The 15,351-nt window shown below is 33.2% G+C and carries 15 protein-coding genes; all 15 read left to right on the top strand.

The window, feature by feature from the left end:
- Genes BW926_RS05570 through BW926_RS05640 form a run of 15 tightly spaced genes read left to right on the top strand, consistent with a single transcriptional unit; the run spans position 1 to position 15,351 of the window.
- A complete protein-coding gene (locus BW926_RS05570) occupies positions 1-1,032 on the top strand; it encodes a Gfo/Idh/MocA family protein (RefSeq protein ID WP_076445137.1) in 1,032 nt (343 codons plus the stop codon).
- Positions 1,022-1,657: a PIG-L deacetylase family protein gene (locus BW926_RS05575; RefSeq protein ID WP_143756503.1), complete on the top strand. Its 636-nt coding sequence runs from the start codon at positions 1,022-1,024 to the stop codon at positions 1,655-1,657. Before BW926_RS05570 ends, BW926_RS05575 begins: the two co-directional genes overlap by 11 nt.
- Before the next feature lie 8 nt (positions 1,658-1,665).
- Entirely contained in the window at positions 1,666-2,598 is a 933-nt protein-coding gene (locus BW926_RS05580) for a UDP-3-O-(3-hydroxymyristoyl)glucosamine N-acyltransferase (protein WP_076444994.1), read from the top strand.
- 2 nt (positions 2,599-2,600) lie between these two features.
- On the top strand, positions 2,601-3,884 hold the full coding sequence (locus tag BW926_RS05585; RefSeq protein WP_076444996.1) for a lipopolysaccharide biosynthesis protein: 1,284 nt from the start codon (positions 2,601-2,603) through the stop codon (positions 3,882-3,884).
- Positions 3,865-5,043 carry an O-antigen ligase family protein gene (locus tag BW926_RS05590; protein ID WP_076444998.1) on the top strand — a complete coding sequence of 393 codons (1,179 nt, stop codon included), beginning with the start codon at positions 3,865-3,867 and terminating at the stop codon, positions 5,041-5,043. Before BW926_RS05585 ends, BW926_RS05590 begins: the two co-directional genes overlap by 20 nt.
- Positions 5,030-6,214, top strand: a complete 1,185-nt coding sequence (locus BW926_RS05595) for a glycosyltransferase family 4 protein (protein ID WP_076445000.1) — start codon at positions 5,030-5,032, stop codon at positions 6,212-6,214. Before BW926_RS05590 ends, BW926_RS05595 begins: the two co-directional genes overlap by 14 nt.
- 22 nt (positions 6,215-6,236) lie before the next feature.
- A complete protein-coding gene (locus BW926_RS05600) occupies positions 6,237-7,451 on the top strand; it encodes a glycosyltransferase family 4 protein (RefSeq protein ID WP_179077983.1) in 1,215 nt (404 codons plus the stop codon).
- A gap of 1 nt (position 7,452) precedes the next feature.
- On the top strand, positions 7,453-8,397 hold the full coding sequence (locus BW926_RS05605; protein WP_076445002.1) for a hypothetical protein: 945 nt from the start codon (positions 7,453-7,455) through the stop codon (positions 8,395-8,397).
- Positions 8,398-8,402: 5 nt separating this feature from the next.
- Positions 8,403-9,548, top strand: coding sequence for an N-acetyl sugar amidotransferase (locus BW926_RS05610; RefSeq protein ID WP_076445004.1), 1,146 nt, complete (start codon positions 8,403-8,405; stop codon positions 9,546-9,548).
- Positions 9,545-10,159, top strand: a complete 615-nt coding sequence (gene hisH / locus BW926_RS05615; protein ID WP_076445007.1) for an imidazole glycerol phosphate synthase subunit HisH — start codon at positions 9,545-9,547, stop codon at positions 10,157-10,159. Before BW926_RS05610 ends, hisH begins: the two co-directional genes overlap by 4 nt.
- Positions 10,160-10,174: 15 nt before the next feature.
- The gene (locus BW926_RS05620; protein ID WP_076445010.1) at positions 10,175-10,939 is read left to right on the top strand and encodes an AglZ/HisF2 family acetamidino modification protein; all 765 of its coding nucleotides are present in this window, start codon (positions 10,175-10,177) and stop codon (positions 10,937-10,939) included.
- A gap of 2 nt (positions 10,940-10,941) precedes the next feature.
- Entirely contained in the window at positions 10,942-12,747 is a 1,806-nt protein-coding gene (asnB, locus tag BW926_RS05625; RefSeq protein ID WP_076445013.1) for an asparagine synthase (glutamine-hydrolyzing), read from the top strand.
- A gap of 14 nt (positions 12,748-12,761) precedes the next feature.
- Positions 12,762-13,796: a polysaccharide biosynthesis protein gene (locus tag BW926_RS05630; protein ID WP_076445015.1), complete on the top strand. Its 1,035-nt coding sequence runs from the start codon at positions 12,762-12,764 to the stop codon at positions 13,794-13,796.
- Positions 13,797-13,807: 11 nt separating this feature from the next.
- Positions 13,808-14,233, top strand: a complete 426-nt coding sequence (locus BW926_RS05635; RefSeq protein WP_076445017.1) for a WxcM-like domain-containing protein — start codon at positions 13,808-13,810, stop codon at positions 14,231-14,233.
- Entirely contained in the window at positions 14,233-15,351 is a 1,119-nt protein-coding gene (locus tag BW926_RS05640; RefSeq protein WP_076445019.1) for a polysaccharide biosynthesis C-terminal domain-containing protein, read from the top strand. Before BW926_RS05635 ends, BW926_RS05640 begins: the two co-directional genes overlap by 1 nt.

Raw genomic sequence — 15,351 nt, forward strand, 5'->3', positions numbered from 1 at the left:
ATGTCTGAAAAAATAAAATTTGCTGTTATTGGTTGCGGACACATTGGAAAAAGACACGCTGAAATGGTGTCCAGAAATTCTGAATGTGAGCTTGTAGCCTTAGTAGATGTAAAAGATAAATCGGTCTTAGGAATCGAGAGCTATAATATACCGTTTTTTAAATCATTAGATGATTTTTTAAACTCGGGGATTGAGGTAGATGTTATAAACATTGCTTCACCCAACGGTTTCCATTTTGAACAGGCATATAAAGTGATTTCTGCCGGAAAGCATGTGGTGGTGGAAAAACCGATGGCATTAAATAAACAACATGCCGAAAAATTAATTTTCCAAGCCTTGCATAAGCATAAACAGGTTTTTGCTGTAATGCAGAACCGCTATTCTCCACCTTCTGTATGGATCAAAGAGATGGTGGAAAGTGGCAAATTAGGAGAAATATATATGGTTCAGCTTAATTGCTACTGGAACCGTGACGACAGGTATTATAAACCTGAATCTTGGCACGGGAAACAGGAGCTTGATGGAGGGACTTTGTTTACACAGTTTTCTCATTTTATAGATATTATGTATTGGCTATTTGGTGATATTACGAATATTCAGGCGAAGTTTGCAGATTTTAATCATAAAGATCTTACAGACTTTGAGGATTCCGGTTTTGTAAATTTTGATTTTGTAGAAGGCGGAATGGGATCTTTAAATTATTCGACTTCTGTCTGGAACCAAAATCTTGAAAGCTCAATGACCATCATTGCAGAAAATGGAGCCGTGAAAATTGGCGGACAGTATATGGATAAAGTGGAGGTTTGTAATATCAAAGACTATATAATGCCGGAATTGGCACCGACAAACCCTGGAAATGATTACGGGGCATATAAAGGTTCTGCTGCAAATCATCATTATATCATTGAAAATGTTGTCGATGTTCTGAAGGGAAGAAATACGATTACTACAAATGCTCTGGAAGGGCTGAAGGTGGTGGATATTATTGAGAGGATTTATGGATTGAAAAAAAATGACACTTATGGGCTTTAAAAAAGTTTTAGTATTGGCTCCTCATACAGATGATGGAGAGCTAGGAGCAGGAGGCTTTATTTCGAAATTAGTTGATGAAGGTGCTGAAGTTTTTTATATGGCCTTTTCAACTGCCGAAGAATCTGTTCCCGTAGGATTTCCTAAAGATATTTTGAAAACCGAAGTAAAAGCTGCTACAAAAGTACTTGGCATAAAAGAAGAAAATGTTATTATTTTTAATTATCAGGTAAGAAAACTTAATTATGCCAGACAGGAAATTTTAGAAGAATTAATCAGGTTTAAAAGAGAACATTTTGATATAGATCTGGTATTGATCCCAAGTATCAACGATATACATCAGGATCACTTTACTATTGCCAATGAAGGTATCAGAGCATTTAAGACAAAGTCTATCTTTAGCTATGAGCTTATATGGAATAATCTTTCTTTTAATACCCAAAGTTATGTATCTTTAAATGAGGAACATATTAACAGGAAAATCGATGCTTTGAAAGAATATAAATCTCAAGGATTTAGAGATTATCTGAGCGCAGATTTTATTCGTTCACTAGCTGTGGCAAGAGGGGTACAGTTTGGAGTGAAATACGCGGAGACTTTTGAAGTTGTGAGGTTTTCAATAAAATAAATAAAGCAATGATAGCACTTTCAGAAATTATAGAAAGACTAAATCCTGAAAAGGTTATAGGAAATATTGATAGAGAAATTATTAATGCCATTCAGCTTGACCTGAACAATGACAGGGATGATGTATTGATGTGGGTTTCTGCAAAGTTTAGCGAAAAATTAAAAGAAGTTAAAAAAGGTGTTGTCATATGTAGCAGCAGCCTTTCTGATGATTTTATTAATCCCGACTGTACCTATTTGATCTTTGAAAATCCCCGACTGGCTTTCCAAAAGGCACTTTCTGAGTTTTTTATGCCTAAGAAAAAAATAGGAATTTCTAAAACTGCAATTATTGGTGAAAATGTAAGTATCGGAAAGAACGTTTACATTGGAGAATATACTGTAATAGAAGACAATTGCACAATAGGCGATCATACTGTAATAGATCACCATACAACAATAAAAAAAGATACCATAATTGGTGAGAATGTGATTATCGGAGCAAATAATACAATTGGCGGAGTGGGTTTCGGATATGAAAAAGATGAAACGGGGCAATTTGTTTTTATTCCGCATATTGGAAATGTAATCATAGGAAATAATGTTGAAGTTGGTAACAATACATGTATAGATCGTGCTGTATTGGGAAGTACAGTTTTAATGGAAAATGTGAAAGTAGATAATCTTGTGCATATTGCGCATGGCGTAAAAATTGGTAAAAACAGCCTCGTTATCGCCAATGCAATGGTAGCCGGGAGTGTAGAAATAGGTGAAAATACATGGGTCGCTCCATCTTCATCTATTTTGAATCAGAAAAAGGTTGGAAGTGATGTGACTATTGGTCTATCAGCAGTTGTGGTAAAAGATGTTGAAAACGGACAGACCGTTATTGGAAGTCCTGCTGAAGAAATTTCTGTAGCGCTGAATAAGAAAAAAATTATGAACGAAAAATTGTTTAAATAGTTTTGGGTTTTAAAGACATAATTAATAGAGTAAAATCTAATTTATTTTTACAAAATGTTGCTATTCTATCCAGCGGAACTATCATTAGCCAGCTGATCGTAATAGCGACATCTCCTTTTTTGAGCCGTCTCTATTCGGTAGAGGCTTTTGGGCTTTTATCTGTTTTTAGCAGTTTTGCCATTTTCTTTGCGGTATTATCCACCGGAAGATATGAGCTGGCTTTGGGATTACCAAAAGAAAATATTAAAGCTTCCAATATATTTAAACTTATTCTATGTATTGGCTTTATTGTTTCATTGCTGTATTTTGTATTGATTTTTGTTCTCAAAGATATTATCCATTTACAGGATAATACTGGTTTTCTTAATAATAAACAGGTTTATTTGGCACCTGTCTATATTTTTTTCGGGGCATTGTATTCTGCTTTGGGATATTGGAACCAGCGGGATAAAAAATACACAAAAATTACTTTAGCTAATGCGATTCAAGTAATAGGAACAAGTGTTTTCAGTTTGTTTTTTGGTGTCATTAATTATGAAGGAGGATTAATATTATCCCTAATATTAGGAATTATAATTTCCAGTTTATATTTACTTTTAACGGATAAAGAACTTTTGAGCCATTTATCTTTTTTTGATAATAAAATGCTGAAGGTAGGTAAGGAATACAAGGCGTTTCCAAGATATATGATTCTTTCGGATTTATCACTTACAGCCTGTCAACAGTTTATTCCGATTCTTTTTTCGGCTTTATATAATACGACTATTGTTGGTTTCTTTTCGATGGCCAATAGAATGATAAGGCTGCCTAATATTGTGATTACATCATCAGTAGGAAATGTTTTCAGGAACGATGCAATTGATGAAATAAGAGAAACTGGAAATTGTATACATTTATACCAGTCTACTTTAAAAAAATTATTAATAATCTCATTTCCCATTTATTTGTTGGTATTTGCTGTTTCTCCGAAATTGTTTTCACTTGTATTTGGAGAAAAATGGGAAATTGCAGGATATTTTGCAAGAATATTATCTGTAGCTTTATTTTTTGAGTTTTTATCAGCTCCATTGAATACGCTATTTTATGTTTTTGAAAAACAAAAAATACTGATGAGACTGCAGATCATCAATGCACTATTTGTATTTATATCAATATTTTTGGGATACTACCTTGATAAAAGTTATTATTTGTCATTGATTTTATATACGATTGTTTCTGTCTTGTCAAGTTTAATTTTTTTATATTTTACCAATAATTTATCAAAGAATGCAAGTAGAAAAGCCTAATAGTTTACAAGTATTTTTTCTTACCCTTATGCTTTACGGCTATGAGCTTATATCCTTTTTTCCTGATTTATTGGGAATAGAATCCAGGCCTGTAAGTATTGCTTTAAGAGTTGTGGTGCTTGTTTCCGGGATATTCGTAGTATTAAAAAACAGAATGCAGTTAACGAAAATACATTACTTGTTGTTCTTTTTTTGGTTTTTATATCTCCTGCGGCTTTTTTATGATACGGCGCTAACTACAAAAAATATACTTGCCCCTATTAATGACTACTGGTCATTTTCAGTATTGATTATAGTGTCAATGTTTGCTTGTACTACTCAATTTTCAGAGAAAACCTTGCTGACAGTGAAAAATTATATTTTGGTAATTTTATTTATTGTCAATATTTGGGGACTTTATAATAATATTACAGCCCCACAGATCGTACCGGATGATATTCTGATAAGAGCCGACGGTAATAGTAGCTTAAATACTGTTTCTTTTGGGAAGACTTCTACCATTTTATTTTTTATCTGTTTTATATCATTACTAAAATATAAAAAAAACCTCCTGAGTATTGTATTTATCATAGGAATGCTCCTGGGATTATATAATATTTTTGTTGCCGGATCAAGAGGACCTTTAATACAATTAATTGTCATTATTTCGTTATACACTTTTGTTCATATAAGACAGGTAAGGCTGAAATATGTAGTTCTTGCTTTCATTGTAGGTATTGTGCTGCTTAACTTATTTCCAAGTTATTTTGAAGCCTCAAAACTGGTGTTTCAAAGGATCGGGGAAACAGGGTTTACAGCAAACGAAAATGATCAGTTTAGAGCTATGCTTTTGAAATCGGCCTGGAATCAGTTCTTAGACCATCCTTTTTTCGGAGATGCTATCGAAACTTCCATGGGTAATGCATACCCCCATAATATAATTTTAGAATCATTTATGGCAATGGGAATTGTTGGAGGACTACTTTCAATAGTTATCTTTATAGTAAATATAATAATTGGGACAAAAGTCTTAAAAGTTTTTGCTTACAGCTTTTTGGGAGGTATTCTTTTGATGGATACCGTAGGATCAATATCTGCAGGATCTATTGTTAATTATTTGCTTATATGGCCCGTTCTTTCTTTATCAATAAACCTCAGTAAAAAAAATGGAAAAAAATAGAAAAAAAATTGTGATGTTGCAGGATTTTTTTGGCTTAGGTTATACCTACCAGGAAAATCTTCTTACTGAAAATTATAGGAGATTAGGTCATGAAGTGGTAGTTATTACATCAACTTTTGAAAATGTCTTTGATTATACTCACGAAAAATATGATCCTTCCAAAAAAAAGAAAATAGAAGATTACCACGGGGCAAAAATAATCAGGTTGGCATATAGTTTGAATTTTTTAAATAAATTAAGAAAACATTCAGGAGTATATGAGATTCTTGTAGAAGAAAAACCGGACTTGATCTTTGCACATGATATTCATTTGAATTTAAAAGAAGCTGTAGAGTATCAAAAGAAATTCCCTGAATGTAAAATTATAATGGATTATCATGCAGATTATACAAATTCTGCAAAAAATTGGATATCCTTAAATATTTTACACAAACTTATCAGAAAACCATTTTTTAACAGATATAAAAAATATTTACATAAAATATATTCTATTGTACCCGGAAGTACAATGTTTCTAAATGAAGTTTATGATGTACCTTATGACAGCATAGAACTGTTACCTTTAGGTTGCGATTATGCGAAATGCAATGAAGCAAGGCAGAACACTAATATTTCAGATATTAGAAATCAGTTTGGTATTAAAAAAGAAGATATTGTAATAATTACAGGCGGAAAAATAAATCAGCTAAAAAGAATTCACCTGGCTGTAGATGCCGTTAAAAGACTGAATTTACAAAAAGTACATTTAATAGTTTTTGGTAAAGGAGATGTAAATGACGAAGTGTATTATGAGCAAATGAAAAAAAATGCTGAAGGATATAATGTTCACTTTACCGGTTGGATTGACAGTCATACAACGTATGAACTGATGGCTGCATCCGATATTGCACTTTTCCCATGCAGTCAGTCTGTACTTTGGCAACAGTCAATAGGGATGCATCTTCCACTTATTGCCGGAGATTTCGGCGGACAGGATATGTCTTACCTGAACCGGAATAATAATTTAATTAAAGTAGATGCTCAGGACATTAATGAAGAATATTTTGCGAAAATTTTATTAGAATTAATTCAGACACCTGAAAAAATAGATCTCATGAAAAAGGGAGCAGAAAAGACAGCAAAAGAGTTTTTAGACTACGAAATTATAGCCAGAAGAACATTAGAAGATTAAAAGGCTAGTAGCAGGACATATAATGATTAAAATTTTTCAAATATCAAGTGAGGTAAACAGTGGTTCTGTAGGCAGAATCGCAGAGCACATTGGTGAAAAGATAATTGATAACGGGTGGGAAAGCTATATCGCTTACGGAAGAGATCATAATCCCAGTAAATCCAATGTTATACTTATAGGAAATAAGACCAGCTTAATAAGCCATGGACTCAAAACCAGGCTTACGGATCGGCATGGATTCGGATCTGTAGCCGCAACCAAAAAGCTTATTAAAACAATTAAGGAAATCAATCCTGATCTTATCCAGCTTCAGCACTTGCACGGATATTTTGTAAATATTGAAATTTTGTTTAATTTTTTATCAGAATTCAATAAACCAATCGTTTGGACATTTCATGATTGTTGGTCTTTTACCGGACATTGTGCCTATTATGAATTTGTAGACTGCCACAAATGGAAAACAGAATGCTTTAAATGTCCACAGACTCATGATTATCCGCAATCGTATATAGATCAGTCTACCCGCAATTTCAGAGATAAAAAAAGGATTTTCAACTCTGTAGAAAATCTTACAATAGTTCCTGTTTCCAATTGGATTGGTGATCAGGTAAAAGAATCTTTTTTGAAAAATTTCAGAGTACATACTATTCATAATGGAATTGATATTGAAAAGTTTGCACCTCAAAATGCCGAATCTATAAAAGAGAAATATAACCTAAAAAACAAATTTGTAATCCTTGGTGTAGCCAGCCCGTGGAGCGAGAGGAAAGGTTTGAAATATTTTGTTGAACTTTCGAAAAATATATCAGATGATTATCAAATAATTTTAATAGGTTTGAATGATGAACAAATTAAAAAATTGCCTTCCAATATAATAGGAGTCAAAAGGACAGAAAATATTAAAGAATTGGCAGAATTCTATTCGGTGGCAAATGTTTTTGTAAATCCTACTCTTGAAGACACATTCCCTACTACAAATTTGGAGGCACAGTCTTGCGGAACTCCGGTTATCACTTTTAAGACGGGTGGGGCACCGGAAGCAATTGATGAAAATACAGGAATTGTAGTAGAAAAAGGAAATGTACAGGGATTATTAGATGCTATTCAGGAAATCAAAAAAAACGGTAAACAATTTTATACAAAAGAATGCAGGAAGAGAGCAGAATTGAAATTTAATAAAAATAACCGTTTTCAGGAATATTTAGACCTATATTGTGACATTTTAAAACTAAATTGATATGATAGCAAAATTATTCATAGTGCTTTCAACCGTACTGTTGCTTACCTGTGCGGGAAATGAACAAAAACAAAATTTTGTATCAACAGAAATTGCAGGTATTCAGAATTCACCTCAAATATTAATTTGCTCGGATAATAAATCTAAAACTTTTACAGACTTTATTAATCATGAGAAAATACAGTTTGTACAATTCGTAAACGACGGCCAGTTTATAGATAAAAAAGCTCCTTTTACATTCAGTAAAGATCTTCTTATAAAAGAACTGGAAAGAGCTTACCCCGATCCAAACGCCTCCGGGATTGCCTACATTGATATAGAAGTGCCTTATATAGACTATCTTAAAGAAGATATCACTACAGATAATTATAAAAGAAGCATTAAACTTTTTCTGGATGTCCTTGATTTTGTTAAAAAACAAAGACCAAATGTAAAATGGGGATATTATGGCATTCCTTATACAACATATTGGGGAAGAGATAAAAAGTTTTATGACCAATACAAAAAACTTGATCCGATAATTAGAAAAAGCGATATATTGTTTCCATCCATTTATATTTTCTATAATCATGTAAGCTTTAGTATGGAAAATGAAGAATATATTGAAGAAAATGCAAAAGAAATGATAAGAATCGCTAATATTTATAATAAAAAAGTGTGTCCTTTTGTAATGTCACGCTACCATCCTTCCAATGCAAGCATTGGAAATCAAAAAATAAATGATTCGGATTTTAGAACATATATAGCAGCTATTTCAAACGCAAAGTATAATAATAAGCATGTAGACGGTATTGTTCTTTGGAATGCAGATGGATATTCTTATCGCACCAGTGAGTCTGTTTTAAAAAAAGAACTTGAGAAAAATAAAATAACTAATTTTGACACGTATTATGATCAATACATTATTGGTCTATTAAGCTTAATGAAAAAGGAAGTAGAAAAATAACACTTATGGAAGAAACAAGACCTTATCAAATTTGTACAAAAACAATTATGGATACTACAGATCCGAATATTGTTTTCAATGAAAAAGGTGAAAGTGATTACTATATCAATTATATTGAAAATATATTACCAACTTGGCACACAGATGAAAGAGGCTTAAAAGAACTTGAACAGGAAGCTGAGAAAATTAAAAAAGACGGTAAAAATAGAGATTTCGACTGTATTATTGGACTTAGTGGAGGTTTGGACAGCTCTTATGCTGCCTATGTAGCAAAGGAAGTGATGGGATTAAGACCTCTTATTTTCCACGTGGATGCAGGCTGGAATACAGACCGCGCGGTAAGCAATATTGAGAAATTGGTAAACGGGCTAAATCTCGATTTATATACCGAAGTTATCAACTGGGAGGAAATGAAAGATCTGCAGGTAGCATTCTTGAAATCTCAGATTGCAGATCAGGATATGCCTCAGGATATTGCATTCTTTTCCGGATTGTATAAATTTGCCAAGAAGAATAAAATTAAATATGTTCTTACAGGAGGAAACTACTCAACAGAATGTTGTAGAGAGCCTGAAGAATGGGGAGCATATCCGGGAATTGATAAAACCTTGATATTGGATATCCACAAAAAGTTCGGAAAAAGAGAACTTAAAACTTTTCCTATCGTAGATATCATGAGCTATAAGCTGTATTATAAATATGTTTTAGGAATGCAGGTTTATAAACCATTAAACTGTCTGCCATACATTAAAAAAGATGTCGAGAAAATGCTTTTCGATAAATATGGATGGGAAAGTTTTCAGCATAAACATCATGAATCGAGATTTACAAGATTCTTTGAAGATTATTGGATGCCAAAAAAATTCGGATATCAGAAAAGGAAAGCACATTTTTCCAGTCTTATTCTTACAGGTCAGATGACCAGAGAAGAAGCGCTGGACAGAGTTTCCAGACCGGAGCTTTCTGAAGAATTTCTGCAGAAAGAATTTGAGTATGTAGCCAATAAATTAGATCTTACAGTTGACGAGCTTCAAAAATTATTTGAAGGTGAAAATAAGACCTATCACAATTACAAAAACAAAAGATCACTGATAGGTATTGGTGCTCAGGCGATGAGAAAATTTGGACTTGAAAAAAGATTATTCAGATGATAACGATTATTGACTACGGGGTTGGAAACATCAATGCCTTTGTGAATGTTTACAAAAGAGTAGATGTTCCCGTAAAAATTGCAAAAACAAAAAACGATCTAGAAGATGCACAAAAATTAATTCTTCCAGGGGTAGGACATTTTGATCATGCAATGACTCAATTGAATAATTCGGGAATGAGAGATAATCTCGACGAATTGGTGCTTGATAAAAAAGTACCGGTAATAGGTATTTGTGTCGGGATGCAGATGATGGCAAATAATAGTGATGAAGGAAAATTAGATGGCCTGAAATGGATCGATGCCACAGTCAAAAAATTTGACGAAACAAAAATTAATCAGATAACAAGGCTGCCTCATATGGGATGGAATGATGTAAAGCCTGTAAAAGATATTGAATTATTCAGAGGCTTAGAAAAAGACTCTATTTTTTATTTTCTGCACACTTATTATTTTCATTGCAACAATAATGAGGATATAATGGCCGTTACCGAATATGGCGGGGAATTTGCTTCGGCCGCACATCACGAAAATAAATACGGAATACAATTTCACCCGGAAAAAAGCCATCATTATGGTGAAATTTTATTGCACAATTTTGCAAAACTTTAAATGTTTTAAACACAAATGTTAAGACCCAGAATTATACCTAGTCTTCTGATACAGGACAATGGACTTGTAAAAACGGTAAATTTTAAAAATCCGAAATACGTCGGAGATCCTATCAACGCAGTAAGGATATTTAACGAGAAAGAAGTAGACGAGCTTGCCATTTTTGATATTGATGCAACGGTAAAAGGATTAGAACCTAATTATAGCCTAATTGAAAGAATAGCAAATCAATCCAGAATGCCACTTTGCTATGGAGGTGGTGTGAAAACTGTTGAACAGTCGCAAAAGATTTTTGGCTTGGGAATTGAAAAAATTGCCCTTTCTTCAGCTGTTCTTCAAAATCCACAATTAATTACTCAGATTGCAGACAAGGTAGGTTCACAAAGTGTGATTGTAGTACTCGATGTCAAAAAAAAGCTTTTCGGAGGATATGAGGTATATACTCATAACGGAAAAAAAGCTACGGGAATCAATCCGTTTAAATTTGCAGAAGATGCTCAAAAACTGGGTGCAGGAGAAATTATTATCAATTCTATTGATCAGGATGGTGTAATGAAAGGGTATGACCTTTCATTAATAGATAAAGTAAGAGAAAAGATATCACTTCCACTTACAGTGTTGGGAGGTGCTGGCTCTTTAAATGATATTAAACAAGTAATAGACAAGCACGGAATTATTGGAGTTGCAGCAGGTAGTTTGTTTGTATTTAAAGGTGTATATAAAGCCGTTTTAATAAACTATCCATCTTTTGAAGAAAAAGAAGGTATAAGGCAAAAATAATTATGTGTGGAATAGCAGGACTGATATATAAAGACAAAACACCGGTAAAGGAGGAAACTCTAAGGAAAATGACAGATAAAATGTCACATAGAGGTCCGGATGCCGAAGGTTTTTTTGTCCACGAAAATTTGGGATTCGGACATCGGAGGTTATCAATCATCGATACGGGCGAATCTGCAAACCAACCTTTTCATTTTAATAATAAACATGTTCTAGTTTTTAACGGAGTTATTTACAATTATATTGAACTAAGAGAAGAGCTTAAGGAAAAAGGATATTTGTTTAATACAAATTCAGATACAGAGGTTTTGGTTGCTTCTTATGACTACTGGGGAGAAGAATGTGTGAAAAAGTTTAATGGGATGTGGGCTTTTGCAATTTTTGATTCTAAGAATAATAAAGTATTTTGCTCAAGAGATCGTTTTGGGATAAAACCTTTTTATTATTTCAGTAATGATAATAAGTTTGTCTTTGCATCCGAAATTAAACCCATCCTTGAAATTGAAAAAATAGAAATGGTAAATATCCAGATATTATTACAGTATCTGATTGTAAACTTAACAGGCCATTTTAATGAAACTTTTTTCGAAGGCATCTTAAAATTACCAGCGTCTCATAATCTTATTTACGACCTAAAAACGAATGAATTCCGAATCTATAAATATTATGATATTGAATTTAAAAAAGAAATAAATAAATTAAACCTAGAGGAATCTATTGAAATTTTTGAAAAAAAATTCGAAGAATCTATTAAAATAAGATTAAGATCAGACGTAAAAATTGGAAGTGCACTGAGCGGAGGACTAGACAGCCCGTATGTAACCACAATTGCCAATAAAATCATCGATAAGCAGAATAACAGTGGTTTTACAGCTGTTACAGTAGGATCATTGGATAAAAAAGATGATGAGAGCAAGCTGGCAAAGCTTATTGCAGAAACAATTCATGTAAATCATGATATTGTAGTTCCTAAATCCGACGAATTCAGACATGATCTTGAAAACGTGATTTTTATGCATGAAGAACCTTTTGCGGATTTATCGGTGTTCATGCAAAATTTCCTAATGAAGGAAGCCAATAAGTTAGGAGTAAAAGTCTTTCTTGACGGGCAGGGCGCTGACGAAATTCTATTGGGATATAGCAGATATACTGCCGCATTTTTAAGAAATCATGATTTTATCTCGAATCTGAAATTTTTAAAAAAAGTAAAAAGTCATTATGATATTTCTATTCTGGAAGCAGGGAAAATATATTTTTACTTTTCAAGCTATTTTGTAAGGAAGTTCAGATTGCAAAGGAGAGGTGCTATTTTAAAGAATAAATATCTTGAAATTATAAACTTTTCTAAACTGAAGAAACTTACAAAATCGTATAAAAAAATTTTTGAACTTCAGAAAAACGAAATTTTCCATTTCCTTCTTCCTGATATTTTAAGGATAGAAGATAAAAATTCGATGCTTTTTTCTATTGAATCCAGATTACCTTTTCTAGATTACACATTTGTAGAAACAGTATTATCAATCAATAATAATTATAAAATAAGGGATGGCTGGTCAAAATATATTTTAAGGAGAAATCTTGAAAAATTTTTGCCAGATGAAATAACATATAACAGCCGGAAAATTGGACTAAACCCGCCTGTCAATCACTGGTGGCCGCGATCAGAAAAAATCCTGGAAACCATCAATAACTCAAAAATAATACAGGAAATTTCAAAAAAGAAATATACCTTTATTGCAGACCGTGATCTGGAATGGAGATTGTACAACATTGCAGTCTGGGAAAAACTCTATAACATGAAACTTTAATATTAAAAACACATATGCAGATTAAAGATAAAACACTTCTTATCACAGGTGGAACAGGTTCCTTTGGGACAGCTGTTCTCAGAAAATTTATCAATACAAATCATTTTAAAGAGATACGTATATTTTCACGTGACGAGAAAAAGCAGGATGATATGAGAAATCAGTTTAAAAATGATAAACTGAAATTTTATATTGGTGATGTAAGAGATTATAAAAGTATCGAACCCGCAATGAGAGGGGTAGATTATGTATTTCACGCTGCCGCTCTGAAGCAGGTTCCGTCATGCGAATTTTTCCCGATGCAGGCCGTGAAAACCAACGTGGAAGGAACTCAAAATGTCATTGATGCTGCTGCAATAAACAAAGTTAAAAAAGTAATTTGCCTAAGTACAGATAAAGCCGCATATCCTATCAATGCAATGGGAATTTCAAAAGCAATGATGGAAAAAGTCGCGGTAGCCGCTTCCAGAAACCTGAACGAAACAGTTGTTTGTCTTACCAGATACGGAAATGTAATGGCTTCACGAGGCTCCGTTATACCTCTTTTTGTAAAGCAAATCAAAAACGGGGATCCGATTACCATCACCGATCCCAATATGACGAGATTTTTAATGTCACTGGAAGAGGCTGTTGATTTGGTTTTATTTGCTTTTGAACACGGAAATCCCGGTGATTTGTTTGTCAATAAAGCTCCTGCAGGAACAATCGGAGATTTGGCTCAGGCATTGAAAGAAATGTTTAAGGCCGATAATCCTATAAAAATAATCGGGACAAGACACGGTGAGAAATTATATGAAACATTGTGTACCCGCGAAGAAATGATCAAAGCAGAAGATATGGGAGATTTTTACAGAATTCCTGCGGACAACAGGGATCTGAATTATGCTCAGTATTTTTCTGAAGGAACGGAAGATATTTCGAAAATTGAAGACTATCACTCTCACAACACCCATCAGCAGAATGTTGAAGGAATGAAAACACTTTTAATGAAGCTTCCATTAATAAGAAAAGAAGTGTTGGGAGAAGACTTAATGCAATATCCGGATTAAATTATATTGGTATGGAAACTCCCCAGATTATTAAAGGAGGAAAATATTCCGACAACAGAGGTAATCTCTTTTTTAATAATAATTTTAATGCCTCACAAATTAAAAGGATCTATTACATAGAAAATGCAGATACCAAATTTGTGAGAGGCTGGACCGGACATAAAGTCGAACAAAGATGGCTTTCTGCATTGCAGGGAAACTTCACCATCAGACTGATTAAGATTGATCATTGGGAAAAACCATCTAAAAATTTATCGGTTTTGAAATTTGAATTAAATTCAGGCCAATTGGATATACTTCATATTCCTAAAGGGTATATAAGTGCTATTCAGTCTCAGGAAGAAAAATCGAAATTACTGGTGATGGCAGATTATTTTTTTGGCGAAATTGCTGATGATTATCGTTTTCCTATAGACTACTTCGAAAATTTTAAATAATGAAGAAAATTGGAATTACTGGGCAAAACGGATTTGTCGGTTCACATTTATATAATACATTAGGGCTATATCCCGAAAAATTTGAAACCATTCATTTCGAAAGAGATTTTTTTGAAAATGAAGAAAAACTGGATGGATTTGTTGGGAAATGTGATGTCATTGTACATCTTGCTGCCATGAATCGCCATCCTGATCCGGAAGTTATCTTTAATAATAATCTGGATTTGGTTAAAAAATTGGTTTCATCTTTAAAAAAAACAAATTCTAAGGCTCATGTTCTCTTTTCATCATCTTCTCAGGAAGAAAAAGATAATCTTTACGGAAAATCCAAAAAAGAAGGACGAGAACTACTGGCTAACTGGGCTGAAAAATCAGGCGGAAAGTTTACTGGAATGGTAATTCCTAATGTTTTCGGGCCGTTCGGAAAACCTAATTATAATTCTTTCATTGCAACTTTTTGTCACAAACTCACCCATGAAGAAACTCCTGTTATCGACAATGACGGGGAGGTGAAATTAATCTACGTGGGAGAATTAGTTCAGGAAATTATTAACCAAATTGAAGGCGGAGAAACCAAAAAATTATATAAAGTTCAGTCCACATCTACGAATAAAGTATCGGAAGTGCTTCAAAAATTAGAAAATTATAAACAATTATATTTCGATAACGGGGAAATTCCTATATTGGAAACACAATTTGATTTTAATTTATTTAATACTTTCCGTTGTTATTTTGATGTTAAAAATCATTATCCGGTTAAATTTACCCAACATACCGATCCGAGAGGAGCTTTTGTTGAAGTAATCCGACTCGGAATTGGAGGGCAGTGCTCGTTTTCAACGACAGTTCCGGGAATTACGAGGGGAAATCATTATCATACCAGAAAAATAGAAAGATTTGCTGTTATTAAAGGGAAAGCATTAATACAATTAAGGAAAATAGACACAGACGAAGTACTGGATTTTTATCTCGACGGGAACGAACCTGCTTATGTAGATATGCCGATCTGGTACACCCACAATATCAAAAATATAGGAGAAGAAGAGTTATATACGATTTTCTGGATTAATGAACCTTTTAATCCAGAAGATGCAGATACGTATTTCTTAGAAGTATAA

The organism is Chryseobacterium sp. RU37D (assembly GCF_900156075.1).
Lineage (GTDB): Bacteria > Bacteroidota > Bacteroidia > Flavobacteriales > Weeksellaceae > Chryseobacterium.

What these genes read in the sequence shown, in the direction of transcription:
- BW926_RS05630 (WP_076445015.1), top strand. Translation starts at nt 12,762, where the DNA reads ATGCAGATTAAAGATAAAACACTTCTTATCACAGGTGGAACAGGTTCC.
- hisH (WP_076445007.1), top strand. Translation starts at nt 9,545, where the DNA reads ATGATAACGATTATTGACTACGGGGTTGGAAACATCAATGCCTTTGTG.
- BW926_RS05620 (WP_076445010.1), top strand. Translation starts at nt 10,175, where the DNA reads ATGTTAAGACCCAGAATTATACCTAGTCTTCTGATACAGGACAATGGA.
- BW926_RS05590 (WP_076444998.1), top strand. Translation starts at nt 3,865, where the DNA reads ATGCAAGTAGAAAAGCCTAATAGTTTACAAGTATTTTTTCTTACCCTT.
- BW926_RS05575 (WP_143756503.1), top strand. Translation starts at nt 1,022, where the DNA reads ATGGGCTTTAAAAAAGTTTTAGTATTGGCTCCTCATACAGATGATGGA.
- BW926_RS05635 (WP_076445017.1), top strand. Translation starts at nt 13,808, where the DNA reads ATGGAAACTCCCCAGATTATTAAAGGAGGAAAATATTCCGACAACAGA.
- BW926_RS05605 (WP_076445002.1), top strand. Translation starts at nt 7,453, where the DNA reads ATGATAGCAAAATTATTCATAGTGCTTTCAACCGTACTGTTGCTTACC.
- BW926_RS05600 (WP_179077983.1), top strand. Translation starts at nt 6,237, where the DNA reads ATGATTAAAATTTTTCAAATATCAAGTGAGGTAAACAGTGGTTCTGTA.
- BW926_RS05595 (WP_076445000.1), top strand. Translation starts at nt 5,030, where the DNA reads ATGGAAAAAAATAGAAAAAAAATTGTGATGTTGCAGGATTTTTTTGGC.
- BW926_RS05570 (WP_076445137.1), top strand. Translation starts at nt 1, where the DNA reads ATGTCTGAAAAAATAAAATTTGCTGTTATTGGTTGCGGACACATTGGA.
- BW926_RS05580 (WP_076444994.1), top strand. Translation starts at nt 1,666, where the DNA reads ATGATAGCACTTTCAGAAATTATAGAAAGACTAAATCCTGAAAAGGTT.
- BW926_RS05640 (WP_076445019.1), top strand. Translation starts at nt 14,233, where the DNA reads ATGAAGAAAATTGGAATTACTGGGCAAAACGGATTTGTCGGTTCACAT.
- asnB (WP_076445013.1), top strand. Translation starts at nt 10,942, where the DNA reads ATGTGTGGAATAGCAGGACTGATATATAAAGACAAAACACCGGTAAAG.
- BW926_RS05610 (WP_076445004.1), top strand. Translation starts at nt 8,403, where the DNA reads ATGGAAGAAACAAGACCTTATCAAATTTGTACAAAAACAATTATGGAT.